Source organism: Arthrobacter sp. Edens01, assembly GCF_001307035.1.
Classification (GTDB): Bacteria; Actinomycetota; Actinomycetes; order Actinomycetales; family Micrococcaceae; genus Arthrobacter_B.
The window spans coordinates 384,397-409,545 of the sequence record NZ_LKIU01000006.1 but is presented as its reverse complement, the minus strand read 5'-3'; the positions used below and the strand labels follow the sequence as shown (position 1 = coordinate 409,545).

Genomic DNA, 25,149 nt, shown 5'->3' with positions numbered 1-25,149 from the left:
CTGCTTCTCCTCTTACTTGCTCGTCAGGGTTTTGGTTTTTACCGGCAGCACGGCGCTGAACCTGCGGGTCATCGAGTTTGCCTGCCGGCTGGAGCACGTGGCTGCCAAATAGCGGTCTGGTCGAATCACGATGATTTCGCGGTCACCCCTGGTACGCGCCCAGTCACGGAAGCCGCCCTGAACGTCGTCGAGCACCACAGTCTCCGAGCCCGCGCTCAGCATGTGGCTGCCGGCCCGAGACCGGTTTACCCGCAGGAAGCGGGCACCAAGCGAGCGCCAATACTGAAGCGATTCTTCGTCCAGGTGCTCTGCGGGATCGGTGTTGATTCCGACGAGGGCAAACCAGTCCCCCGCAGCTTCATCGAACTTCACGCGTTCCCCGGAAGGGAGCTCCACATCAGGCTGGATGAACATCCGCCCCACAGGATCCTTCGGCGACGGGTCCAGGACAACGCCCTCGGCGTAAAACGGCATGGGCTTGAACTTCATCTGCAGCAGGTAGTCCCGGGTCGCGGGAATCCGCTGCATTGCGCGCAGCCCGTAGCTGCGCAGCTTTTCACCCGCCATCGTCTTGGGTCCGTAGACACGACCCAGGGTGGTGGCAAGTTCCACCAGGGCCCGGGCATGCCCGCGCCGTTCCTGGCCGTAGGTTTCCAGGACGCCGGGTTCCGCTCCGTGGCGGACGACGGCGGCAAGTTTCCAGGCAAGGTTGGCAGCGTCCCGGATTCCGGAGTTCATGCCCTGCCCAAACCACGGCGGCTGCAGGTGGGCGGCGTCCCCGGCAAGGAAAGCGCGTCCAACCTTGAACCGGTCCGCAACCCGGGAATGGTGTGAGTACACCCTGGAGCGTTCCAGTCCGGGCATGGGCCCGGTCCAGTTGAAGTGTGTGCGGATCAGCTTTTCCACAGCCTCCGGGCGGACCATCTGCTCATCCGTCTCATCATCGTTGAGCCGGAACTCGAAACGCCGGTATCCGAAGGGGAGATCGATGGAGACGAACGGGCGTTTGCTGCTGATGTAGTTGCCGGAGAATGGTGCGTGGTAGGTGGAGTCCTTGATGTCCACGACCAGCCAGCGAGCGCCAAGGGTGCTGCCTTCAAGGACGGCACCGGTCAGCTTGCGCACGGTGCTGCGCCCGCCGTCAGCTCCCACCACATACTGGGCGGTGATCGTCTCTTCCGTTCCGTCAGCCCCGATGACGTGGGCCTCCAGCCCGTCCCCGGTTTCCCGCATGCCCACAAGCTCGCGTTCCAGCAGCAGCTGCACATGCTCGAAACGCTGCAGCCCGGTCCGCAGCTTGGTTTCAAGCATTGGCTGCAGGAAGGAGTTGCGCCGCGGCCAGCCGAAGGGCTGTCCCGACGGAGCGATTTCGGCGAGCTTCGTCTGGTTCGAATCGAACCAGATGAGTGCCTGGTTCTGGATCATGTCTGCATGGACTTCCCGGCCCAGGCCGCAGGCCTGGAAAACACGCAGGGATTCGTCGTCGACGCCAACACCGCGGGGATAGTCGATGACGGCGGGAGCGCGGTCAAGCAGGATGGTGCGGACCCCGTACACGCCGAGCAGGTTGGCGATCGTCGCTCCGCATGGCCCCGCACCGACAATAAGGACTTCGGTATTCATTCGTAGTACTCCTGGATTGGGTAAGCCTGCACGCTGTGCCCGGCTTACCACCTAGAACTTGGTGCTGAGCAGCTGGAGGGTGGAGCGGTAGCCATCGGCCCCGGGGTACGGAAGGCGAACGGGGTCGCCGATAACGTCGGCGCCTGCCGGCAGCGGCGCTTCAGGCATGGTTCCGAATTCGAAGACATGCTTGGCGACTGATGCCTGTCCCTCGGCGCTGAACATCCATGCGACCAGCAGGCGGGCGGCGTTAGGGTTGGGTCCGCCGTCGAGCACACCGTAGGCCACGTCGGAGAAGTACGCACCGTCAGTCATGGCGGAGAATCCGAGCGGGGCACCCTGTTCGACCTGCCGCATGTAGCTGCCGTAGCCGGCGACGAACGCGAGGTTGGTTTCGCCGGTGACCGTCGCCTGGAGTGCGTTTGCCACTGAAGGGAAGATTTTGGGGTTGGCCTCTGCCTTGAAGGAGTCGATCCACGCTTCGTCGATTACGCCCTCCTCCAGTGCCGCGGAAAGGACCTGGGGGGTCACTCCGGACTGCTTGGGCGTTGCCGTTGCGATCTTGCCGGACAGGTCAGCTGCGAGCAGGTCATCCCAGGTGGTCGGCACTTCATCTGCGCTCAGGGCCTTGGTGTTGTAGGCCGTCGCATACAGGTGCTGGGACGGGACGCTCCATGCCTCGTCCGGCCCGATGAAGGCAGGGTCCAGATCTTCCGTCCCGAAGGGCCTGTACGGAACGAGGTAGTCCTTCTCCTTGTAGCGTTCAACGTCGGAGACGCCGATGTGCACCAGGTCCGCCGCGAAACCGCCCGCAATCTGCTCTCCTTCGAGCCGCGAGTCCAGTTCCTGTCCGAAGATGTCCGAGGTAACGATCTCGATCCCGGGATAGGCCGCCTTGAAGTCCTCGTAGACGGCGGCATACAGGTCTTCGGTGGGACCGTAGACAACGACCTGCCCTTCATCCTGGGCTGCTTCATACAGCTCTTCGACACTGGTTGCCGTGGGGGCCGCTGCAGCCTCCGGTTCGGCGCCCCCGCAACCGGAAATGAGTAGGGCGGATGCCGCGGCGAGCGCAGCGAAAGTGCTGGTCTTTTTCATGAGAGGTCCTTTGTTATGCGAGCTGTTAGGCGAGCGCGGAGATCCGCGGGGAGGAGGTGGTGCGCTGGCCGCCTTTTCGGGTGCCTTCGACTACGACGACGGTTCCCTCCGGCGGGAGGCCGACGGCGGTCTGTCCGGGATGGATGTCCTTCGCGTAGCCGGGGCGGACACGGGCAACGATCTCCGCTGCGCCGTCGCTCAGCACGATTTCCACGTCGTCACCCAGGTGGGCCTTGGACAGCACGGTGCCGGTGAAACCGTTCTCGGAGAAGCTGCCGTCGCTGGGTTCAACCCGGACCAGGCGTGACCTGGTGGCCACGGTGACCGTGCTGCCCGGTTCCAGCCGGGAGGAGGTGACCGCGGTGAAACGGTTGCCGTTGCCGACTTCCACGCTGGCCCGGTCATCGGATGATTCAAGGACGGTGGCGTCGAAGAAGTTGTCGAACCCCACGAACTCGGCGACGAAGGCCGTTTTTGGAGCCACGAAGACGTCCCTGGGGGCTCCTTCCTGGACGATCTTGCCGTCCTGCAGCACCAGGACGCGGTCGGCGAGGCCGCCGGCATCCTCCTTGTCATGGGTTACGTAGACGGCCGTGGCGCCCAGATGCTGCTGGATCCGGCGTACTTCACGGCGCATCTGTGCCCGGAGATTGGTGTCCAGGCTGGAGAGGGGCTCATCGAGCAGGAGGAGCCGGGGACGCGGCACCACTGCGCGGGCCAGGGCGACGCGCTGCTGCTGGCCGCCGGAGAGCGTGCCGGGATAGGAGTCGCGGAAGTCCCACAGATCCACCATCACCAGCGCCTCACGGACGCGATCGTTAATCTCCCGCTTCGGAGTCTTCGCCCGCTTCAGGGGGTAGGCGACGTTCTCGAAAACGGTCTTGTGCGGCCAGAGGGCAAAGCTCTGGAAGACCATTCCCAGCTTGCGCTGTTCGGGAGCCTTGTTGATGCGGCCGGCACCATCGAAGACGGCGTCGTCACCGAGGTAGATGGTGCCGCCTTCCGGGCTTTCCAGGCCTGCAATCGAGCGCAGGAGGGTGCTCTTGCGGCAACCGGAGGGGCCCAGCAGGCAGATGAACTCTCCGTCCTCGACGTCGAGACTGACGTGGTCCAGCACAGTTTTGGTACCGAAGGACTTGTGCAGGTCCCGGATTGAGATGCCGGTCATTGGGGAACTCCTTGGACTTCCGCGGCGGTGCGGGTAGAGGAACGGCGGACGAGGGCGCGGACGAGCAGCCAGGCCAGGAATGCAGCCCCGGCGAGCGCGGCCATGGCACAGGTGAAGATGACATAGAGAGCGGAGGCGAGGACGGTCTCTCCGCTGTTGTAGAAGCCGAAGCTCACGGTGGCAATCATTTCCGTGCGGGCACTGCCCAGCAGGATCGGGACGTCGAGGATGCCGGACATGGTGATGGCGACGAGGAACCAGGCGGAGATGAGGCTCGGCCCCATCAGGCGCACGGTGACGGTTCCGACGGCCCGGAGGAAGTTGTCCCCGGCGATACGGGCGGCTTCTTCCATGTCGACGCCGATCTGGGCCAGGGCGCCTTCCAGCGTACGGGTTGCCAGCGGCACCGTTGCCACGGCGAGGCCGATCACCAGGATCCACACCGTGCCATACAGCGAACGGGTTCCGGGGGTGAGCAGCACCGACCACAGGAACGCCAGGCCCAGCACCAGTCCCGGCATGGCTGCCGGGACCCAGGAGGCCAGCTGGATGAAGCGGCCAAGCTTGCCCTTCATCCGCACGAAGGCAAAGCTGACCACCAGGGCCAGCACCACCGTGAGGACGCCGCCGACGGTGGAGACGATGATGGTCGTCTGCAGTGCCTGCATCACGTTGGGGGTGTTGAGCAGGCGCTCAATGTTCTGCAGCGTGAGGGTCGGAGCACCCAGATACGGCTGGAACGCACTGAGAATGACCTGGGCAATCGGCAGCACCAGGGCAATGAAGAAGTGCAGCAGCATAATGCCGACAACCACCGGCATCCATTTGCCCGTGCTGCGCAGGTTTGTTCCCTTGGAACGGCCTCCGACGGAGGTGTAGGTCTTCCCGCCGCCGGTCAGCTTGAGCTGGAGGAGTACCAGAGCCGCCAGGATCACGACGATGACCAGTGAGGACGCGGATGCAGCCGGGTAGTCTGCCTCGTAGCCGCCCCGGAGGTAGTCGTAGATGTGCGTGGCGTAGACGTTGATGCCTGCGGGAAGGCCCAGGACAGCCGGCGTTTCAAAGGCTTCGAGTCCCTTGACGAAGACAAACAGGCTGGCGGCTGCCAATGCAGGGAGCAGCGCCGGCAGTTCGATGCCGAAGAAGGACTGGGCCCGTGAGGCTCCGCCGATTCTGGCTGCCTCCTCCAGGGCGGAGTTCTGGTTGCGGAAGGCGCCCAGGACAATCATGTAGGCCAGCGCGCCGGCTTTGAGGACGGTCACCAGAACCAGTCCGAACCAGCTGCGGGTGTTGAAGGCCTCGGCCAGTCCGTCCATTCCGATAAAGGCAAAGAACCTGTTGATCAGTCCGGACTGTCCGGCACCGAGCATCGCCCAGCTGAGGGAATACAGCACCGTTGGCATCGCAACGAGAATGACCATCACGGGGGTGATGAAGCGCCTGAACGGGACGTCCATCCGGGTATTCACTGTTGCAAAGAAGATTGCTACAGCCATGGAGAGGACGGTAATGACCACGGAATAGAGCACCGTGGACCCCAGCGCCTCGAACGTCCTGGGGTCGCTGAGGAGGCGTTCGAATCCCGACAGCGTCCACGCCGTTTTCCCGGAGAGGGGGGAAGTGTTGAAGGCTCCCTAGATCAACATTCCGAGCGGCCAGACAAACAACCACGTGAAAACCAGCAGGCAGATTGCCTTGCCGGCTTTGGCCGCCACTGAGCCGGGCCGGATACGCGGGGAGGATTTCGACATGGTCAGCACACTCACGGCGCACCCCCTTTCCAAACTATGACGTACGCATTGCGTACAGAGATTCCGTATTTCGTACAGTCGTTTATGCTAGTGATCCACATCACGCCACGTCAACCACGCCTGGAGTCACACGTCACATTGGTGGCACTTCGCAGACACCCCTCCGGGCAGGAAAGGTAAACATTGGATACTTCAGAAATCAGCAGGATTGTCGAGGAGCTGGTTGCCGCCGGAACCAACCGGCAGCCAGTCAAACGACTAACTGCCCGTTACCCCGGCATGAGCGTGGACGATGCCTACCGCGTACAGAACGCCTGGCGCGAACGCTGCGAGGAATCCGGCCGGCGGCTGGCAGGACGCAAGATAGGGCTGACATCACGCGCCATGCAGGCCGCCACCGGCATCACCGAGCCGGATTACGGGATCATTTTCGAAGACATGGTCCTGGAGAACGGCTGCACCCTCCAGTGGGACCAGTTCACCCACCCCCGTGTCGAAGTCGAGCTGGCTTTTAAACTCGGCGAAGACATTTCCGGCCCGGGGGCCACCATCTTTGATGTCCTGAAGGCCACGGAATACGTCATTCCGGCACTGGAGATCCTGGACTCCAGGATCGAAATGGACGGGCGCACCATCGTCGACACCATTTCTGACAACGCGGCGCTGGGCGCGATGGTTCTTGGCGGCACCCCGGTCCGCCCCATGGATGTAGACCTGCGCTGGATCTCTGCCATCCTGTACAAAAATCAGGTGGTGGAGGAAACCGGCGTGGGTGCCGCTGTCCTAAACCACCCCGCGGCCGGCGTCTACTGGCTCGCCAACAAGATCGCCGCCCATGGCGACGGCCTGAAAGCGGGAGAGATCATCCTGGCCGGGTCCTTCACACGACCCATGTGGGTCAGCGCGGGCGACACGGTGTTCGCAGACTACGGTCCGCTGGGAACCATCACCTGCCAGTTCGATTAAATGCTCTAGTGGACGGGTCGGGATGCCTGACCCCCAGCTCCCGAACCCTGACCCTTCATCGAGAAAGCAGAAACGGCTCGTTTGAGCCCCCATAAGAGCCTTATCTGCCATCTCGATGGACGATGCGACATGAGCAGGGACTAGTCAGTAAGCTGATAATCCCGGAAAACGCCCCAGGAGGAATGCCCATGTCACCGTCCCGCGCCGACCTGCAGCGCACCGCTTCCGAGGTTTTTGGGTGGGATGATTTCCGGCCCGGCCAGCTCGAAGCGATGGAAGCGGCTGTGAACGGCAGGGACGTAGTCTGCGTGATGCCCACCGGCGCAGGGAAATCAGCCGTCTACCAGGTGCCGGCTATGGCACTGCCGGGCACCGCCGTCGTGGTTTCACCGCTGATTGCGCTCCAGCGGGACCAGGCGGAGGCGATCAACGAGGCAGTTGGCAGCACCGTTGCCTACGTCCTCAACTCCGGCCAGTCGCAGACCTACTGGGACGAGGCATGGGCGGCAGCAAAAAGGAACGACGGCAACGGAACGGCCAAGTTCCTGTTCCTGGGCCCGGAGCAGGTGGCCCGCGAGGAGGTGCTCGCGCAGCTGGAGGACCTGGAGGTTTCCCTGGTTGTAGTCGATGAGGCGCACTGCGTGTCGGCCTGGGGGCACGATTTCCGGCCGGACTACCTGCAGCTGGACGTCCTGGTACGGGCGCTGGACAAGCCCGTGGTTGCCCTGACCGCCACCGCGGCACCGCCGGTGCGCGCAGAAATCTTGGAACAGCTTGGGATGCGTGACCCGGTGGAGATTTCCCTGGGCTTCGACCGCCCAAACCTGCATCTTGCCGCGGGACGATATGAGGATGCCGACGACAAGCGCCGCGCCATCCTGGACCAGGTTGCACGGCTGGATTCCCCCGGACTGCTCTACGTCGCCACCCGCAGGGAAACCGAGGAGTATGCCGAAGCCCTGCAGCAGTCCGGACTGCGCGCGGATGCCTATCACGCAGGCCGCAGCCATGAAGACAGGCATCTCATCCATGAGCAGTTCCTCGCGGATGAGCTGGACATCGTCGTTGCCACCACGGCATTCGGCATGGGGATCGACAAACCCAACGTGCGGTTTGTGGTGCACGCGGACGTCCCCGACTCGGTTGACAGCTACTACCAGGAGATCGGCCGTGGAGGTCGCGACGGCGAACCCACTGAAATCTTCCTGCACTACCGCCCCGAGGACCTGGGAATCCGGCGGTTCTTCGCTGCGAAGGCAGCAGACGAGGACGCTCTTTCCGCCCTCTATAAAGCGGTGAAAAAGCGCAGCGAACCGGTGTCCGCTGCCGACCTGCGGGATGAGCTTGACCTAAACGCCCGCCGGGTTTCTTCCCTGCTGGGCCAGCTGGAGCAGTCCGGCTCCGTTTCAGCCTCGGATGAGGGCTACTCCGCCCGGTCCGGCGTCGGGGTGAAGACCGCCGTGAAGAACGCGGTCGACTTCGCAGAGCAGCGCAGGAACATTGAAGAGTCCCGGCTGGAGATGATGCGGCAGTACGCGGAGAGCAGCGAATGCCGCCGGCGGTTCCTGCTGAACTACTTTGGCGAAGACGCTCCGGACATGTGCGGTTTCTGCGACAACTGCGAACGTGCCGAACAGGAGGGAGAGGAGCTGGGGCCGGCCGAATCCGCCGCCCCGCAGCCGTTCCCCCTGCAGTCCCGGGTAGTGCACAGGGAATGGGGACCGGGCATGGTGATGAGCTATGAGGATGAGACCGTCACGGTGCTCTTCGAATCCGAGGGCTACAAGACGCTGTCCCTGGAGCTGGTGCAGCAGAAGGACCTGCTGGAATCGGCCTGACGCCCGTTCCGGACACCCGGAGCTACTCCTGCACCACGCGGACCGTCTCCATGCTCGGGTCCGCCGGGTCCGGCAGCACCATTCCTGCCTTGGCACCGGACACCAGGTAGTCGATGACCCGCGCGTTAATGCGCTCCCCGGGCAGGATGGCCGGCACCCCGGGCGGGTAGGGGGTGATCTGCTCGGCTGCGATCCGGCCTGCTGCCTCGCTGGCTGGCACCACCTCCACCGGGCCAAAAAAGGCGTCACGCGGAAGCTGCACGGTTTCCATCTCCAAGTCCGCGGAATCGGGCAGCTCGACCGGAGCAGGGACCGGCAGCCCGGGTGCAGCTTCCACGAGGGAACCCAGGGCCTCGAGGAGCCGGTCAGCACTTTGTCGGTTGTCAGCCTGCGAGAAAGTGGCTTCGATCCGCCTGTGATCATTCAGCCCGACGTCGATCCTGGCGTTTTCGCGCAGCCAGTCCGCTGCCTGGTAGCCGCTGACGCCGAGCTGCTGGACATCGATCAGCACATGCAGCGGGTCGAAATCGTGCGAAGCCTCCTCACGGATGAGCTCATCATGCAGTACGTGGAGGCCGGGGAGCCCGTTGATTCGTCCGCGGGTGGTTTCGACCAGCTGGAGCGCCGCGTCCAGCTGCTTTTCACCGTGCCGGACCATCTGCCTGCGCCAGCCGTCCATGCCGGCGTAGATCAGCACGTTGGTGCTGGTCGTGGCCAGCAGGTCGGCACACTGCTTCAGCCGTATCGGGTCCACCAGCTGCCCCTGCAGGTGATAGACCGAACCCTGTTCGAAGCCAAGGCCCATTTTGTGCACGCTCACTACGCAGATATCGGCACCGGCATCCATGGCCCAGGTGGGGAGGGAGTCGTGGAACGGCAGGTGCGCACCCCAGGCTTCGTCAACAATCAAGGGCTTACCGCGCCGGTGGCAGATCTCGGCAATCGCCTGGATGTCTGCGCAGGTTCCGTACGGTGTAGGGCTGACGATCAGGCACGCTGCCGCGTCGGGATGGCGCTGCCACATCCCCTCAACCGTTTCGGGTGACGGCGGGTGGGCCAGGTGCAGCTCGTTGTCCCAGCGCGGGCGGATCCAGCGCGGCTGCAGGCCCGAGAGGATTAGTCCCGCAGTGACGGATTGTGGGCATCGCGGCCAATGAGGATGTCCCCGGTCCCGCGCGTAACCGCAAGGATGGCGGCCTTAACCGAGAGTGAGCTCCCGCAGGTTGAAAAGAAGGCATGCTCCGCACCCACGGCATCGGCCATGAGCTCCTGTGCTTCGGCAAGGTAGCCGTTGGAGGATGAACGGTCATCGAGCCCCGCGGAAGCGAGGATGTCATTGGCGAAGGCGTCGGCACCAATGACGTCCAGGGTCCGCTTGTCCACTCCCCGTCCCTGCCGGTGCCCCGGTGGCGTGTAACCGTACCGGTCGTGCTGGTGGTACGCCGCCAGAGCCTCAAGGATTGGTGCTTTGCGCTGATCCACAGGACTTCCTTTCGCCGGTTATGCGGGTGACGGGTGCGGCCGGGGACCGGAGCTACTGGGCCTTCTGCGCCAGCTCCAGCAGCTGCTGAAGCGCAGCAGCTTCGGTTTGCTCGAGTATTTCCGCCGGCCCGCCGTCGAACGAATGCTTGGCGTGCCCGGTTTCACCCCGCAGGCTCCATCCAATGAACACGGTTCCGGCGGGCTGGCCTTCCAGGGATCCCGGTCCGCCGGCACCCGTCGTGGAAACAGTGAGGTCCGCGCCGAAGAGCTTGGCGGCTCCAGCCGCCATCTCCTCCGCACAGCGGGCACTCACTACCGGTCCTTCGCTGACTCCAAGCACCGATTGCTTGATTTCGGTCAGGTACGCAACGATTCCTCCGCTGAGCCATTCACCGGTGTTTTCGCCCTTGCCCAGGTTCCCGGTGAGGTTGCCGCAGGTCAGGGACTCCGCGAGCGCCACCGTCAGGTCCGCGCGCTCCACCTCCTCCGCGATGCGGTGCGGGAGTTCATCCAGGGCGTTGCTCACTGCGTCCATACGGGGTTTGCCACCTTTCCTCATTCGTATGCTATTCATTACTAACGGTACTTACTATTTACACCACTCGCACGGCAGCAGCTCTTGACCAGGCCCGCCGCCGCAACCGAAAAGGGGTCCCAGATTGCTGCCAAAAAAACGCATACGGGTCGCCAGCGTCCCGGCCGGACACGTTTATATCCGCCATCTCGACCCGCTGCCCGGCAACCGGCTGCACCTGCCCGACGTCGTTCGATTGGCTGATCCCGATCCGGACTCTCCCGGCAACCCGGCAACCGGCAAGTGGTGGCCGCCCGTAATGCTGCACGCAGACTGGATAGAGGCCAACGCCGGGACCTTCGACGTCTTCCACATCCATTTCGGCTTCGATGCGCTGGATCCGAAGGACCTTCAGGACGCGGTTGATGCGCTCCGGCGGCACGGCAAGCCGCTGATCTACACGGTCCACGACCTTCGAAATCCGCACCACGAGTCCCCCGCTGCCCACGACGCGCACCTGGACGTCCTCATTCCTGCCGCCGATGCCCTGATCACGCTCACCCGGGGCGCGGCAGTGGAAATCGAGCGCCGCTGGGGACGCACGGCCGAGGTCATTCCGCACCCGCACGTCGTGGAGCTGGACACAATGGCCGAGTACGCCCACCGGCCCCGTGACAACGGTGACGACCGCTACCGCGTGGGCGTGCACGTCAAAAGCCTCCGGGCCAGCATGGAACCGCTTCCGGTTATCCGCACCCTGCTCGAAACGGCCCGGGAAGACGGCGGCATGGTGGTCCAGGTCAACGGGCACTGTGACGTGCTGCAGCGCGGCGGTGCCCGCTACAGCGCTGAACTGGCCGAGTTCCTGGAACGTGAATCTGCCACCGACGAATTGGAGCTGCACGTCCATGACTTCCTGCCGGACGAGAAGCTCTGGGAGTACCTGGCGCGACTGGATCTGTCCGTCCTGCCCTACCGCTTCGGGACCCATTCGGGCTGGCTGGAAGCGTGCCGCGATCTTGGTACCGCCGTCGCCGCACCTGACTGCGGCTTCTACTCGGACCAGGGACCCGTCTTCGGATACCACCACAACGAGGCCGGGCTGGATGCCCGCTCGCTGCAGCGAGCGGTCCGGGCAGCGCGGGAAGCCGGCCCGCCCGTCCCGCTGAGCGTGTACTCGCGTGCCACCCAGCGCGGCGCGGTCGCTGAGCAGCACGCCGGAATCTATGCACGCCTGCTGGAGAGAACCGGGGTGCTGCAATGAGGCTCTGCATCATCGGTCCTTCCCGCTTCCCCATCAGTGAACCGTTCGCCGGCGGACTTGAAGCCCACACCCATGCCCTTGTCTCAGCCCTGACTGCACGCGGCCACGAGGTAACCCTGTTCGCTGCTGCCGGTTCGGACCCAAATCTCGGTGTGCATTTTCTGGACGTGCCCGCTTTTGAAATGAGCGACGCCGCCAGGAACGACGTCGGCGCCCTGCCGGAACAGTGGATGGGCGAGCACCACGCCTACCTGTCCCTGATGCTTGACCTGGCCGAACACGGCGAACAGAAGTACGACGCCGTGCTGAACACCAGCATCCACCACCTGCCGGTAGCCATGTCCCGGATGCTGCGGCTCCCCCTGATAACCACCCTGCACACTCCTCCCGTCGGCTGGCTTGAGTCCGCCATCCATGTCCGTGGACCGCTCACGCGTTTCATCGCTGTCAGCGCACATACGCGGGACGCCTGGGCTCCGCTGGTGGAGAGCACAGCCATCCGCAACGGCGTTGATACAGACACCTGGCTTCGCGGACCCGGCGGGGGGCCTGCCATTTGGTTCGGGCGGATCGTGCCGGAAAAAGGAACGCACCTGGCCATCCGTGCCGCCCGGGCCGCCGGCGTCCCGCTGGACCTGGCCGGCCCGGTATACGACCGCGCCTATTTCGACGCCGAAGTACGTCCGCATCTGGGCGCGGATATCCGCTATCTGGGGCACCTGGACCATGCACAGCTCCGCCGGGCCGTGGGACATGCACGGGCGGCCCTGGTCACGCCGCGGTGGGATGAACCCTATGGCCTGGTGGCGGCAGAAGCCCTGGCCTCCGGAACGCCGGTAGCCGCCTTCCGCCGCGGTGCACTCCCCGAGATCCTCACTGAAGACTGCGGCAGGCTAGCGGAAGCGGACGACGCCGATGCCCTCGCCGGTGCGCTGCAGGACGCCTGCGGCCTGGACCGCGGCGCCGCCCGGCACCGGGCAGAAACCTTTTGCTCCCATGAACGGATGGTGGACGAGTACGAGGCCCTTCTGCTGGACACGACGGCCCGGAAGGCGGCCGCATGATCGGGTACTACATCCACCACCACGGCATGGGGCATCTGCGCCGGGCGCAGGCCATAGCTGCGGAACTTCCACCCGGAAGCGTCACCGGTTTATCCTCCCTTCCCCGTCCGGGTGACTGGCCCGGGGACTGGGTTGAGCTGGAACGCGATGATGCCGGAACCGAACCCCGCGGCGTTGACGCCAACGGCCACCTTCACTGGGTGCCCCTTCACGACCCCGGCCTGCGCGGGCGGATGGGGCGGCTCTCAGCCTGGATCCTGGAGACCGGACCAGCAGCCCTCGTGGCCGACGTGTCCGTGGAAGCCGCGGTACTCGCCCGGCTTCACGGCATCCCCGTGGTCACTGTGGCCCTGCCCGGAGTGAGGGATGATCAGGCGCATAAGCTGGGTTTCGGAGTCTCCGACGCGCTGCTTGCCGCATGGCCGCCCGAAGCGCCCCGAATGCTGGCCACCTCCCCCGAGGTACTCCAGCGGCTCCAGCCGGTTGGCGCCATTTCCGGCCTGCCGCTGCAGCCCGGCCGCAGCCCGGGAGCCGTGTCCCGGGTGCTGGTGCTGGGAGGCGCCGGCGGCGGAGGAATGGACGACGCCGCCCTGGCCGACGCCCGGCTCCAGACTCCGGGAGTGGAGTGGCTGGAACTTGGGACCACTCCGGCAAACCGCAGCACCAAGCCCCTTCCGCACTTGATCGCCGCCGACCTGGTTGTCACCCACGCTGGACAGGGAGCGCTGGCGGACGTCGCCGCCGCCGGCATTCCCGCAGTGGTGGTTCCGCAGGACCGGCCGCATGAAGAACAGGCCGCCACCGGCCGGGCACTTGCCGCAATGGACCTCCCGGTCATCGTCTCGCCCGGGTTCGCCCGCCGGGACTGGGCGGATGTCCTGGCGGCTGCTGCAGCCCTGGACGGCCGCAAATGGAGGCTCTGGAACGACGGACTGGCCGCTTCCCGCGCTGCCGCTGCCATTCGGCAGGTCATGTCGCAGGACGCCCTTCCGGCAGGCGGCCGGGCGTGAGGACGGCCGTCATCACGCTCGTTCATGGCCGCCACGCCCACCTCGCAGCCCAGCAGCAGGCTCTCCTCCGCTCGTCCGTGCTTCCGGACGACTACGTGATCGTGGCAATGGATGATCCCGGAATCGCTGACGCCCCGGCTCCCGGGCTTGCGGGCACCGTCGTCGAGGTTCCGGGAACCGGAGAGCAGCTTCCCCTGGCCCGGGCCCGCAATACGGGAGCACGGACTGCCATCGACCGCGGCGCTGAACTGCTCGTGTTCCTGGACGTGGATTGCCTGCCCGGACCCGGCCTGCTTGCTGGTTATGTTTCCGCTGCCGGCGCAGCGGAGACAAAGGGACGGCTGCTGTGCGGACCGGTTACCTACCTGGATCCGCCCGGGCCGTCAGGCTACGATCTTGAGCGGATCGAGGAGCTGGACGCTCCGCACCCGGCCAGGCCCGCCCCGGTGCCCGGGACGATCATCCCCGATGACAGCCCGGACCTGTTCTGGTCCCTCTCCTTCGCCGCCACTAACGCCCTCTGGCAGTATGTTGGCGGCTTTTGCGAGGACTATTCCGGGTACGGGGGCGAGGACACGGACTACGCCCGGCGGGCTCAGCAGCGGGGCGTAGGGCTGGCCTGGATAGGGGCGGCGCGGGCGTATCACCAGTGGCATCCCACGCAGGATCCGCCGGTGCAGCATGTGGCGGACATCGTGAGGAACGCAAACCTTTTTTACCAGCGCTGGGGCAGCTGGCCGATGGGCGGCTGGCTCGAGGGCTTCCGCCGGATGGGCCTCATTGAGGGAGGGACCGGAGCGGTTCCGTGTGAGTTGAAACAGTCTGCGGAGCTGGCCTGAAAGCTCCTGCCAGGGACAACTCGTTCCGCCGGTCATTGAGCCGCCGCCGCAGGAACCGCTCGGAATGGGCCGCAGTTCTCAGCCGCCGGCCGGCATAGGGAACACCACCGGCGAAACGCAGCGCCAGCGCGGCCCACACCGCCACGGAACGTTCCAGCACCCAGGCGGGCGCCCACAGGGCCGACGAGGGCGCAAATACTTCGCGGCCCCGGCTGCGCCGCCGGCCAATCTCGGCCAGTCCCACGGCCAGGCCTGCCATTGCCAGCGGAAAACCCCGCCGCCGCAGGCTGCCCGCCGCCAGCACCGGCAGCAGCAGGAGCTCGGTGGCCAGCCGGACGGGCTGCGCAAAGTCGTCATATGCCTGGCGCACCCGCTGCGTCCAGAAATGCCGGGCCGAGCATGGTTTCCTTGCTACGAACAGGTCCTGTACGCGCAGTTCCGTCCCGCCGGCGGCCCGGACGGTTCGGATGAGTTCCAGGTTTTCGAACAGCACGTCTCCGTCGTAGCCGCCGGAGGCACGCAGGATGGATCTGCGCACGCCCAGGGTGCCCGGGTAATCCGCGCCGAGCGCACGGTTCAGGAGTGTTCGGGCAGTGTCCCAGCGGGCATGCCACGGCAGCTGCGTGAAATAGTTCTGCGGGCGCACCAGATCGGCAGTCCGGAGGTGTCGGAGCAGCTCGGTGAAGGAGTCTTCCGTGTAGCGCACGTCGTCGTCAGCAATAACGCACAGCTCGGTTCGGGCAAGGTCCAGACCGGTCAGGACCCCGGACACCTTACCGTTCAGGCAGGCATAGCCGGGACGCAGATGCCCAATGCCCGGAGGAAGCAGGCGTGCATGTTCGGCGAAGACTTCAGGAGGCGAACCGTCAACCACGAGCACGGCCACGCCTTCCCAGGAGGAGACCATGCCCAGGTAGCCGGGAAGATCCGCGAGCTCACCGCCCCGCCCGCGGCGCAGCGGCAGAATGTACGTGACGGCGGGGCCGGGTCCCCCCTGCCGATCCAGCTGTCCCTTCATGCACGGCATTCTAAACGAATTGTAATAAGTGTGCTTAGCACTTCCCTTGGGCCGTGAAACTGGTTAGGTTTTTGAGCGCAAGGGTCCACCGCTTCCGGTCCGAACCGAGCGGCCGGCATGCCAAGGCGGCGGATCGCTCCGCCCGACGGTTTGGAGAGTGCACATGTTTTTTCACAAACAGGAATTGCAGTTCAAAGCAACCCCGGACAAGCCCGACGCCGTGTATGCCCGAAAGCTGCAGGAGGTCCTGGGCGGCCAGTACGGTGAGATCACGGTGGCCATGCAGTACAGCTTCCAGGCCTGGAACTCGCACATCCCCGGTAAATACCGGGATCTGCTCTTCGGTATCGGAGCCGAAGAGTTCGGCCACGTTGAGATGCTGGCCACCATGATCGCGCAGCTGCTGGAAAAGGCACCGCTGGGGATCACCGAAGATGCCGTGCAGTCCGATCCGGCCATCGCAGCCGTCATCGGCGGCACCGACATGCAGCAGGCCATTGTCGCCGGAGCCGGAGCCCGCCCCGTGGACAGCAACGGCAATCCCTGGCAGGGCAGCTACATCACTGCCAGCGGCAACCTGCTGGCCGACTTCACCGCGAACGCCAACGCCGAAATGCAGGGGCGTGTCCAGGTCGCAAGGCTGTACCACATGACAGATGACCCCGGGGTCCGGGACATGCTCTCCTTCCTGCTTGCCCGGGACACGATGCATCAGAACCAGTGGCTGGCGGCGGCCCGTGAGCTGCAGGAAGAAGGTGCCGAGATGCTGCCCGTGCCGAGCAACTTCCCGATCAACAAGGAAGAGCGCTCAGTGTCCTACCAGTACCTGAACTTCTCCGACGGCGCGGCGGCGGCAGAGGGCTCCTGGGCTTCCGGCCCAACCCCGGACGGCAAGGGCGAGTTTACCTACCACGACGGCCCCACGACGTCGGTTCCCATGCCCCCGCCCACCCATCCCGATTCGCGGTTCTATGGCACAACCGAACTGCCGAACACCGTGGAGAAGGTCTCGGGTGTAGTCCAGGACAAACTCCGGAAGGAGTAGTTGGGATCATTCACAACCCGGGGCCGATCCGGCTACGCGGGAATGTGAGTGAGCAGCGGGAACAGTATAGGGCGGATGGCGGCCACAGCCGCCACCCGCCCTCCCCTACTGCGAACCGGTGGCCCGCAAACCCGCCTCAGGCAGGCCCCGAACTCCACTCCAGTGTTCGCCACGGCCAGCCGCATAGGCAGGAAACTGGGGCCACCGGATTTCTCCCCAGTCCCCCACAGCCCAGAGCCTAAGGCCCAGATTCGATAAAAACAAGACGGTTGACCGGTTTTGTAATTGCCGGTCACAAACAGTCTAAGAGTGCTGGCCCAGCGGCGCCCCGGAGTACCGGGCAAGTGCAGGGACCTGGCTCTTCAAACCGTCAGTGACAACGCCTGGCAGCAGGATCATCCACATGTCTTCGACCCGTTCCAGCAGGTCAGCTCGTTCAGTGAGGACCGCTGAGACAATCTGGACCCCCGTCAGTGAGGACACTATGAACTGACCGAACCCGGCAGGGTCCAGACCGTCGCGAAGCTGTCCGCGGCGCTGAGCCTGCGAGGCCAGGCCGGACATAAGGGCCACCCAGTCCGAATACGGCTGCCGGACATCCTGGTCGAAGGAAGAAGCTTCCAGGGTCAACCGGATTCCCGCCCGGACAATCGGTTCGGCAAGGAGGTTGCCGGCGAAGCGCCGGCAGATCAGGATCATGGACTCCAGGGGCGGGAGACCGCGCTCAAGGACTGCGGTGTTATCAGCGGTGATAAACGCATGCTGCTCCGCAATCACGGCCCGCGCCAGTTCCTCCTTCGAAGGAAAGTGGAAATAGAGCGCGCCTTTTGTAACACCGGCCCGAACTGCCACCTGGCTCAGTGAGGCACGGCCGTACCCGAGTTCCTCGAATATCGAGGCCGCTCCGGCCAGAATGGCCTCCCGTGTAGCTTTCGCCCTGTCCTGCAAATCTCTGATGGTAAGTCCTTCAGTTAGCTGCCCCCACCTCCCAAGGTAGATGCAAACCGATCGATACGGAAAAGGGTTACAACGGTTCCCGGCACTGGGGTCCACCCAAACAGCTGGCTCCCGGAAGGGAAAGCGCGCCGGCGCATTACAGCGCGGCGCGGATCTCATTCGGTGTGTGCTGCAGCTGCACAGACCTGGCCACCGACCCGGTGGCGAGGTCGACCGCGAGCAGCCTGGACCCGGCCGGATCCGTGACGTAGGCCGTGCTCCCCAGGACCTGGAGCGCAGGCCGCGGCTGCTGCCAGTCTGCGGGCTCTTCCCAGGGATCAATTACGGAGATGCTGGAGGCCACGACTCCAGTTCCGGCATCTATGACATGCAGCGCCCCGTCGGTTCCCAGTACCAGGGCTTCTCCGGCCGGACCGCGGCCCAGTGACCGGAAGGTATAGCTGGTACCCAGCTCCACCAGCTGAACCCTGTCCGAGGCGGTATCCACCAGCGCTACGCGTTCGGGCCGTTCAAGATCAGCATCGCGGTGAGTCTTGTAATCCGCCAGCACCACCGTGGATTCGGGCGAACCTGCCTGGTTTCCCATGCGGCCATAGCTGTCCGGACTCGGCACCTTGTGGAAGCTGCCGTCCCGGTAGACCAGCATTCCGTCCTCGCAGCCAAAGGCCAGTGATCCCGCAGCTGCAGCCTCTCCGTGGAGGCCCGGGCATTCGTCACTGCGTAGCAGTTCGGTGCCGCCGGCGTCCAGAACTGCAGCGCCTGTCCTCCCCTCCACGGAACCCACGCTGGCGAGCAGCCCACCGCCGTCGAGCGGTACCGCTATTCCGTGGTGGGCCTCCGGCAGCTGCACTTCATCGGTCTCGAGGTGCCCGTCCCCGAGACTGTCTGTGCCCACGAAGCTCACCGTGCCGGTCGAATCGTCAAAGAACGCCGTTTGTCCGGCAGCGGACACAACATGACCGGGCTTAGCCGCCTTCACGACGGCTTCGGTCAGGGACGGCTCTGAAGTGTAGTGATGGGCATGGTCACCGTGTGCCTCAGACCAGCTCCCGGTGTCCAGCAGGTGGAATCCCTCATTCGCTGACACGGCAAGGTGCCTTCCGTCTCCGGCGCTGGAGAGCCGGAGGAAACCCTCAAGCGGAATCTCGGAGATGGGCTCCAGGGATTCGGCATCGAAAACGGTGAGGCCGCCGTCATGGGTGAGTACAAGCCGGGGCGCCGCTGCGGACTGTTCCTGGATGGAAGGAGAAGCTGCGGGCTCCGAGGATGGACTACCCGCGGGGGTTGAGCCCGAAGGCGAGCTGCAGGCTGAGAGCAAAAGTGCGGACAGGGTCAGGGCCGCCGCAGAAGCGGAGGGCGTTTTGAGGAAGTTCATGCAGAAACCATAACTTAAATGAGAATCATTATCGTTTAAGTTACGAACCGCTTATTTCCCCGCTCTCCGGGCGCCGGGACATGCAGGGTGCCCGATTGCAGTACGGGCATTCCCGCGGCGCTCCACGGTTGGTAGCCTCGGCAGCACAGCGGTTCCTTCCGCTTCCGATCAAAGGAGATCGTCCATGCCGAACCTCGCTGGAATCCTGGCCGAGACAGCCGCCCGCCTTCCGGACCAGACTGCCCTGCGGATCAATGACACGGTCATCAGTTACTCCGCATTGAATGCCATGAGCGCCCAGGTGGCCGGCCTCCTTCGCGCCCGCGGGGTGCAGCGGGGAGACAGGGTCGCGCTGATGATGCCGAACATTCCACCGATGGCTTCGGTGTACTACGGGGTGCTTCGGTATGGAGCGGTAGTCGTTCCGATGAATCCGCTGCTGAAGGGCCGCGAAGTTGCGCACACCCTCTCCGACTCCGGGGCAGGCCTGCTTTTCGCCTTCGAATTGATGCTGCCGGAGGCTGTTGCCGGCGCTGAGGAGGCCGGAGGAGTCGATGTAATTCCGGTCAACACAGGCAGCTTCCGGCAGCTGCTGGCAGACAGCGAAGCCGACGACGGCGTCGCAGAGGTGGACGATGAAGACATCGCCGTCATCCTGTACACCTCGGGAACAACCGGACGCCCCAAGGGTGCAGCCCTCAGCCACAACAACCTGCGCAGCAATGCAGAGGTGGCACGGAACCTGCTGGACACCACCGAATCAGACGTGATCTTCGGGGGCCTGCCCTTCTTCCATGTGTTCGGCCAGACTTCCGCCCTGAATGCAGCCGTCCTGACCGGCGCAAGCATCAGCATGCTGCCGCGCTTCGACGCTGCCGCCGCACTGGAAATCATTGAAAGAGACCAGGTCACCATTTTCCAGGGCGTGCCAACCATGTACATCGCCATGCTCCGGCACCCGGATGTGGCCTCAACGGACACTTCGTCCCTGCGGGGTGCCATCACGGGCGGATCGGCCATGCCGCTGGAAGTCCTGCGCGAATTCGAGGAGGTCTTCGGCAACGACCTGCTCGAAGGCTACGGACTTTCCGAGACCTCCCCCATTGTCTCCTTCAACCTGCCCGGGGACACACGTCCGCCGGGTTCAATCGGCAAACCGGTCTACGGCATGGAAGTGCGGATGCTGGACGGTGCCGGGCACGATGTTCCGATTGGCGAAATCGGTGAGATTTCCGTCCGCGGCCTGGGCGTTATGAAGGGGTACTGGAACAACCCCGAAGCCACGGCGGCAGCGATTCCGGATGGCTGGTTCCGCACCGGGGACCTCGGGAGATTCGACGACGAGGGCAACATTTACATAGTCGACCGGAAGAAGGACATGATCCTGCGCGGCGGCTACAACGTGTACCCGCGCGAAGTGGAGGAGATCCTGTACGAGCACCCGGCGGTAGCTGAGGCGGCCGTCGTCGGCGTCCCTGACGAGCTCAACGGCGAGGAGATCGCCGCCGTCATCGGGCTCAAGGCGGAGAACCTGCCTGCGGGTGACGAGGAGCGGCAGGCCCTGGCGGCGGAGATCCAGCAGTTCGCCAAGGACCGGCTGGCAGCCTACAAGTATCCGCGGCGGGTGGTCTTTGCCGATGAACTCCCCAAGGGTCCAACCGGCAAGATCCTCAAACGGCAGATCCGTGACGAACAGGCCGCTGCCCAGGCGGCCGCCGCGGACGCCTAATCCCGCAGCCGGCCGGCAGGGACTCCGGTTTAGCGGGAGACCTTGCCGGTCAGCGAGGCGACAGGACGCAGGAACAGCGGCCGGGCGGCCACCCAGGCGGCCACCATGATCACCACTGACGCGGCGAAGAACCAGAATCCGGTCCAGCCGGTACCGTCCGATGCGGCGTACATATGGTTCAGGTTCCGCAGCGCGCCCGTAGTGAGCACCAGCGTCACGTGGACAATGATGAACAGCACGAAGTAGAGCATCACCGGGAAGTGCAGGGCCCGTGCAGTTTCGATGGGGAAGAAACGGTTCAGCCGTTTGGCCTTCGAGGGCCACGACGGCGACATCCGCAGGCCGGTGAGGATGGCCAGCGGAGCCGCAATGAAGACGATGGAGAAGTAGGACAGAACCTGCAGGCTGTTGTAGTTCACCCACCCGTTCTCAGTGGGCCAGTCCAGGGAGGCGTACTGCAGTGCCGTGGATGCCGCGTTGGGAAAAACACCCCAGCTGGTGGGGACCAGCCGCATCCACTGTCCGGTCGCGAAGAGCAGGACGTAGAACACCAGGCCGTTGAGCACCCATAGAACGTCGAGGCTCAGATGGAACCAGAGATCCAGGCTGATCTTCTTCGGCTGGTTCCGGGTGCGGATCAGGCCTTTGTTGTTGCGCGTCCAGGACCCCACAGGCCGCTGCCGGGTACGGATCAGCCACCCGGACCGGATGATGAGCAGCAGCAGCAGCGAGTTCAGGAAGTGCTGCCAGCCCACCCAGGCCGGCAGGCCGACCGGAGCACCTTCGGGCAGATCGGTGTGGCCCGGGTACATGCCCAGGAATTCCTGCCCGCCGGGGGTTTCGCGAAGCCACCGGGCCGCCAGTACGATCAGTGCCAGAACGGCCAGTGACGCCGGAATCATCCAGATCAGCTTGGTCCAGCGTGAGCGGGCGGCTGGCCTTGTTGCCGTCGGGCTCATGCTCCTGCCGTCCCGGGACGGGTTGCGCTGCAGGTACGGCACGTCTTTGTGCCGTGTGTGGAAGGGTAAATCGTCACGGGTCCCCGCTTGTTGTTGTGTCAGTCTTTTGCCGGTGAGCCTACCCGAAACGCCAGCTACTGGGCCCGCTCGCCCGCGATTCGGCTGACAGCAGGTTCGGGCACCGCTTCGCCGGAAACGTCCGGCAGATCGGTTTTCCGGTCCGAACGGACCAGTACCAGTCCTGCAACAATCAGTGCTCCGCCGACCAGCTGCACTGTCCGCGGCAGCTCCGAGAGCAGCAGCCAGGCCCAGAGGACGGCGAAGAGGACTTCCGTGAGGGATACGAAGGACGCCACGCGGGGGCCCAGGGCACGCGCCGCGATGATGCCGGTGACGTACGCGAGGACCGTGGAAAGCAGTACAAGTCCGACGAGGGGAACCCACCAGCGCGTCACCCAGCCGGCCAGTTCGACGTCGTCCGTGCTGAATCCAACCGGCAGAAGCCCGGTCAGTCCCAACAGGACCATCGTGGCCGCACCTACCAGCAGCCCGCCGGTGGTGAGCACCAGCGGCGGGAGGGTGTCATTCTGCTTGGCGGTGATGAAGAAGTACATCGCCAGGCAGACAGCGGCTGCCAGGCCCCACGCGATACCCAGAGGATCCACCCGAATGTCTCCGCCGAGGTCAAGCACCAGCACCAGCCCTGCGACGGCGGCGGCAGCACCGGCGATCGTGGCCGCTCCGGGCCGGCGGCGGGTCCGCAGCCACATCCACAGCACCATCAGCACCGGTGCCAGGAACTCGAGCAGCAGCGCCACCCCCACCGAAAGCCGCTCAACGGCGTTGAAGTAGAAGAACTGGCAGCCGGCCACGCCCACCAGCCCGAAGAGTCCAATGGTCTTCCAGTTCTGCCGGACCTGGTACCAGCGCCCATGCAGGGCGATCAATGCGGGGATCAGGAGTACGGCAGCGGCCCCGCCCATGCGGAAGGCCACGGCGGTAGCCGGAGTCCATCCGGCCTCCATCAGTGATTTCGCGAAGGAGCCGGAGAGGCCGAAGACCGAGGAGGACAGGAGAGCAATCAGGATGCCGGAGGCGCCGGCAGACCGGATGCGGGCTTTTCCGGCGGCTGCGGAGACGGGCTTTGCCATGGACTGACCTTTCAAGGAAACGGGCCCGGCTCCCCGTGGACGTGTCACGAGCTATCTAGGCCTATGCTAGTGACATTATGGTCGGCAATGTCAGGAGTCAAGATGGTTTTCACTTATGACACCGAGATGGCTTTGGCCAGTGCCGCTGCGCTGGTCAACACCGGTTATGAGGAGCCCGACCCGCTGGTTGACGACGCGGGCCTGACGGATTTCCTGCTGCGGGAACGCTTCTCCGGATCCCGGACGCATACCCCGGCCGAGCTGCGGGCAGTCCTGGAGCTCAGGGCAGACCTTGCCGCCCTGTGGACTGCTGGTGAGGACGATCTGGTGCACGGGATCAACCGCCTGCTGTCGGCATCCAGGGCCCTGCCGCAGCTGGTCCGGCACGACGGATGGGACTGGCACCTGCACTGCACGCCGCCGGAAGCTGAACTCGCCGACCGGATGGCCACCGAAGCTGCCATGGCCTTGGCTGATGTTGTCCGTGCCGGTGAACTTGGCAGGCTCCGGACCTGCGCGGCACCGGATTGCCGCAGCGCCGTCGTCGATCTTTCCCGCAACCGGTCCAGGCGTTACTGCGACACCGGCAACTGCGGCAACCGCGAGCATGTCCGTGCCTATCGGCGCCGACTGGCCTCCGCGGAGTCCAAAGCCGGAAACAGCTAGCCGGCATCAAATGTGCACGGCAGGGAGGGCATTGGGCCGCCGGAGGGTATGCGGGCGGTAGGGAAAACCTAGAATTGATGGGTCGAGCAGTACGGCACCCCAAGCCTCCAGGAGCCCTCATATGGAGCAAAAACTGCGTTCTGCCCTGCCCCCGCGCACTGCCTGGTCCGTATTGGGAATCTGTGCGCTTTTCTGGCTCTTGTCAGCGTTCGGACTGCTGCAGATGCCGCCGTCGGTCCCGCCTGTGCTTATGTTCCTCTGGCTGTACCTGAACGCTCTGGCTACGCTGGCCAGCGCCATGGCAGCCGCGGCTGCCGGTGCAGCGCTGCTGCTTCACCGCAGGGAGTCCCTTCCGGTCCGGGACGGGGACGACCAGCCGGGTCCAGCGCCGGTTTCCGCGCTGGAAGCGGCAGAAGAAACGGACCTGCAGCAGCTGCTCAGTGAACCGGCTGGTTCCCTGGAACCACAGCCGATGGCCGCACCGGCAGGAAAAACGGGACAGCAGAAAAAACCGCAGCGCAAAAAACGCCGGACCCGCTAACGCGCCTCAGCAGCAGTGCGGGCAGGTTAGGCGTTGCCGTCCCGGGAATCGCCCGGCGTGGATTCGCCGTCTTCGGAGGTTTCCTGCCTGCGGGCAGGGGCTCCAACACTGCCGGCTCCGCCGGGGATCTTCGCCGAAGCACGGTTCACACCCGAACCTTCGCTGAGGTGGTCCGGGTTTGGCTTCTCGGTCATCAGCAGGAGCGAGGAAATCAGCAGCGATGCGATGAACGCAATCCCGGCCGCCGTGAGTCCGAGGTCCAGCCTCAGCTCCTTGGTAGCTCCGCCGGTGGCGAAGATCATGGTGGTGATGCCGGCAATGACTGCCAGGACTGCGGAGAAAACCAGCGGGGCCTTCACGGAATTCCGTTTCTGCGTCCCACCGGGCTGGCTCTTCGCCACTATCTGTCCTCCTGCGTTGTCGGCTGGGCGGTCTTCTACCTGAGGTAGAAGCCGCGGATGCTACTAGTTTACGGCCTGCCGTGCGTCCTTGCTCTCCGGCGCCAGGCTGGCGTCATGGCGCAGCCCCAGTCCGGAGATGGCCAGGACGACGGCGATGATGACGGCGGAGCCGCCGCTGACGCCCAGCAGGGCACGGATGTGGCTGCTTTCCGCAAGCGAAAGGAAGACCGGCATCAGCACGGCTGCGCCAATTGCTGCAGCACCGGTGATGAGCCAGTCACGCGCAGGAGTGAAGGCCTTGCGGACACGGAACCAGAAGGCGAATTCGATGAGTCCGCCCACCAGCAGGGCAGCTCCGGCCACGAACGCGAACACAGTGGCCGACTGGACAACCGCTGTCACCACTCCGGCTACGGCATACACTGCCGCTGAGACAAGCAGCGCCGCAGGGACCTGCGGAACGTTGCAGGACCTGGCCAGCGCCGACATGCGCCACAGGCTGACGCCCGTCAGGAGAAGGTACAGTCCGCCCGCCAGGGCGAGCACGGAAAGTGTGGGTTCCTGCCAAAAAATGGTCACTCCTCCGTACACCGCGGCAATCGCGGAACGGAGAAGAATCGGAACCCAGGGTGCCTTGGGGTGGGGTGCGCCCACGGTGAGCCTCCGCTTTCAGGTTGCTTGGGGGCCGGT

24 protein-coding genes and 1 pseudogene are annotated in these 25,149 nt (G+C 64.8%); 10 read left to right on the top strand and 15 right to left on the bottom strand.

Annotation, left to right across the window (positions count from 1 at the left end):
• Positions 1–12: 12 nt before the first annotated feature.
• The 5 genes from AO716_RS16445 to AO716_RS17845 form a co-directional block, all read right to left on the bottom strand.
• Entirely contained in the window at positions 13–1,623 is a 1,611-nt protein-coding gene (locus AO716_RS16445) for a bifunctional 3-(3-hydroxy-phenyl)propionate/3-hydroxycinnamic acid hydroxylase (RefSeq protein WP_055242925.1), read from the bottom strand.
• 51 nt (positions 1,624–1,674) lie between these two features.
• Positions 1,675–2,721, bottom strand: coding sequence for an ABC transporter substrate-binding protein (locus AO716_RS16440; protein ID WP_055242923.1), 1,047 nt, complete (start codon positions 2,719–2,721; stop codon positions 1,675–1,677).
• Positions 2,722–2,746: 25 nt separating this feature from the next.
• Positions 2,747–3,889: an ABC transporter ATP-binding protein gene (locus AO716_RS16435; RefSeq protein ID WP_055242921.1), complete on the bottom strand. Its 1,143-nt coding sequence runs from the start codon at positions 3,887–3,889 to the stop codon at positions 2,747–2,749.
• Complete coding sequence (locus AO716_RS16430; protein WP_152970024.1) at positions 3,886–5,385, bottom strand: ABC transporter permease; 1,500 nt, start codon at positions 5,383–5,385, stop codon at positions 3,886–3,888. Before AO716_RS16430 ends, AO716_RS16435 begins: the two co-directional genes overlap by 4 nt.
• A gap of 138 nt (positions 5,386–5,523) precedes the next feature.
• Positions 5,524–5,655, bottom strand: a complete 132-nt coding sequence (locus AO716_RS17845; RefSeq protein WP_268753595.1) for a hypothetical protein — start codon at positions 5,653–5,655, stop codon at positions 5,524–5,526.
• 168 nt (positions 5,656–5,823) lie between these two features.
• Here AO716_RS17845 and hpaH point away from each other — a divergent pair, with 168 nt between their 5' ends.
• Both hpaH and AO716_RS16420 read left to right on the top strand, forming a co-directional pair.
• Positions 5,824–6,606 carry a 2-oxo-hept-4-ene-1,7-dioate hydratase gene (gene hpaH / locus AO716_RS16425; protein WP_055242917.1) on the top strand — a complete coding sequence of 261 codons (783 nt, stop codon included), beginning with the start codon at positions 5,824–5,826 and terminating at the stop codon, positions 6,604–6,606.
• Between the two features lie 188 nt (positions 6,607–6,794).
• Positions 6,795–8,444, top strand: a complete 1,650-nt coding sequence (locus AO716_RS16420) for a RecQ family ATP-dependent DNA helicase (protein ID WP_055242916.1) — start codon at positions 6,795–6,797, stop codon at positions 8,442–8,444.
• A 22-nt stretch (positions 8,445–8,466) separates the two neighbouring features.
• Here AO716_RS16420 and AO716_RS17860 read toward each other — a convergent pair whose 3' ends face one another.
• From AO716_RS17860 to AO716_RS16410, 3 genes and pseudogenes are all read right to left on the bottom strand, one after another.
• Positions 8,467–8,715, bottom strand: coding sequence for a hypothetical protein (locus tag AO716_RS17860; RefSeq protein WP_321164382.1), 249 nt, complete (start codon positions 8,713–8,715; stop codon positions 8,467–8,469).
• Between the two features lie 168 nt (positions 8,716–8,883).
• Positions 8,884–9,926 (bottom strand): annotated as a pseudogene (locus AO716_RS17785) (aminotransferase class I/II-fold pyridoxal phosphate-dependent enzyme); the annotation flags it as partial.
• 52 nt (positions 9,927–9,978) lie between these two features.
• Positions 9,979–10,461: a CinA family protein gene (locus AO716_RS16410; protein ID WP_055242914.1), complete on the bottom strand. Its 483-nt coding sequence runs from the start codon at positions 10,459–10,461 to the stop codon at positions 9,979–9,981.
• Positions 10,462–10,585: 124 nt separating this feature from the next.
• On the opposite strand from AO716_RS16410, the gene AO716_RS16405 reads away from it, so the two are divergent.
• The 4 genes from AO716_RS16405 to AO716_RS16390 are packed head-to-tail and all read left to right on the top strand — an operon-like array spanning position 10,586 to position 14,617.
• Positions 10,586–11,704, top strand: coding sequence for a hypothetical protein (locus tag AO716_RS16405; RefSeq protein ID WP_055242912.1), 1,119 nt, complete (start codon positions 10,586–10,588; stop codon positions 11,702–11,704).
• Positions 11,701–12,768: a glycosyltransferase gene (locus tag AO716_RS16400; RefSeq protein WP_055242910.1), complete on the top strand. Its 1,068-nt coding sequence runs from the start codon at positions 11,701–11,703 to the stop codon at positions 12,766–12,768. Before AO716_RS16405 ends, AO716_RS16400 begins: the two co-directional genes overlap by 4 nt.
• Entirely contained in the window at positions 12,765–13,778 is a 1,014-nt protein-coding gene (locus tag AO716_RS16395) for a glycosyltransferase (protein ID WP_055242908.1), read from the top strand. Before AO716_RS16400 ends, AO716_RS16395 begins: the two co-directional genes overlap by 4 nt.
• The gene (locus AO716_RS16390) at positions 13,775–14,617 is read left to right on the top strand and encodes a glycosyltransferase family 2 protein (RefSeq protein WP_055242906.1); all 843 of its coding nucleotides are present in this window, start codon (positions 13,775–13,777) and stop codon (positions 14,615–14,617) included. Before AO716_RS16395 ends, AO716_RS16390 begins: the two co-directional genes overlap by 4 nt.
• On the opposite strand, the gene AO716_RS16385 is transcribed toward AO716_RS16390, so the two are convergent.
• A complete protein-coding gene (locus AO716_RS16385) occupies positions 14,556–15,635 on the bottom strand; it encodes a glycosyltransferase (protein ID WP_152970023.1) in 1,080 nt (359 codons plus the stop codon). The two genes, AO716_RS16390 and AO716_RS16385, sit on opposite strands and share 62 nt — an antisense overlap.
• Before the next feature lie 163 nt (positions 15,636–15,798).
• On the opposite strand from AO716_RS16385, the gene AO716_RS16380 reads away from it, so the two are divergent.
• Positions 15,799–16,680 (top strand): manganese catalase family protein, encoded by an 882-nt coding sequence (locus AO716_RS16380; RefSeq protein ID WP_055242905.1) that lies wholly within the window; start codon positions 15,799–15,801, stop codon positions 16,678–16,680.
• Between the two features lie 303 nt (positions 16,681–16,983).
• Here AO716_RS16380 and AO716_RS16375 read toward each other — a convergent pair whose 3' ends face one another.
• Together AO716_RS16375 and aztD are read right to left on the bottom strand one after the other, a co-directional pair.
• Positions 16,984–17,628, bottom strand: coding sequence for a ScbR family autoregulator-binding transcription factor (locus AO716_RS16375; RefSeq protein WP_055242903.1), 645 nt, complete (start codon positions 17,626–17,628; stop codon positions 16,984–16,986).
• Positions 17,629–17,773: 145 nt separating this feature from the next.
• A complete protein-coding gene (aztD, locus tag AO716_RS16370; RefSeq protein WP_055242902.1) occupies positions 17,774–19,012 on the bottom strand; it encodes a zinc metallochaperone AztD in 1,239 nt (412 codons plus the stop codon).
• A gap of 184 nt (positions 19,013–19,196) precedes the next feature.
• On the opposite strand from aztD, the gene AO716_RS16365 reads away from it, so the two are divergent.
• Complete coding sequence (locus AO716_RS16365; RefSeq protein WP_055242900.1) at positions 19,197–20,741, top strand: long-chain-fatty-acid--CoA ligase; 1,545 nt, start codon at positions 19,197–19,199, stop codon at positions 20,739–20,741.
• Positions 20,742–20,770: 29 nt separating this feature from the next.
• On the opposite strand, the gene AO716_RS16360 is transcribed toward AO716_RS16365, so the two are convergent.
• Positions 20,771–21,700: a cytochrome b/b6 domain-containing protein gene (locus AO716_RS16360; RefSeq protein WP_055243037.1), complete on the bottom strand. Its 930-nt coding sequence runs from the start codon at positions 21,698–21,700 to the stop codon at positions 20,771–20,773.
• Positions 21,701–21,834: 134 nt separating this feature from the next.
• A complete protein-coding gene (locus AO716_RS16355; RefSeq protein WP_055242898.1) occupies positions 21,835–22,851 on the bottom strand; it encodes an EamA family transporter in 1,017 nt (338 codons plus the stop codon).
• 102 nt (positions 22,852–22,953) lie between these two features.
• Between AO716_RS16355 and AO716_RS16350 the strand changes: the two genes are divergently transcribed.
• Both AO716_RS16350 and AO716_RS16345 read left to right on the top strand, forming a co-directional pair.
• Positions 22,954–23,517, top strand: coding sequence for a CGNR zinc finger domain-containing protein (locus tag AO716_RS16350; RefSeq protein ID WP_055242895.1), 564 nt, complete (start codon positions 22,954–22,956; stop codon positions 23,515–23,517).
• 121 nt (positions 23,518–23,638) lie between these two features.
• Positions 23,639–24,058, top strand: coding sequence for a hypothetical protein (locus AO716_RS16345; RefSeq protein ID WP_055242893.1), 420 nt, complete (start codon positions 23,639–23,641; stop codon positions 24,056–24,058).
• 26 nt (positions 24,059–24,084) lie between these two features.
• Here the strand turns inward: AO716_RS16345 and AO716_RS16340 are convergent, their stop codons facing one another.
• Positions 24,085–24,459 carry a hypothetical protein gene (locus AO716_RS16340; RefSeq protein ID WP_195840649.1) on the bottom strand — a complete coding sequence of 125 codons (375 nt, stop codon included), beginning with the start codon at positions 24,457–24,459 and terminating at the stop codon, positions 24,085–24,087.
• 63 nt (positions 24,460–24,522) lie between these two features.
• The gene (locus AO716_RS16335; protein ID WP_055242889.1) at positions 24,523–25,113 is read right to left on the bottom strand and encodes a hypothetical protein; all 591 of its coding nucleotides are present in this window, start codon (positions 25,111–25,113) and stop codon (positions 24,523–24,525) included.
• Between the last annotated feature and the right edge of the window lie 36 nt (positions 25,114–25,149).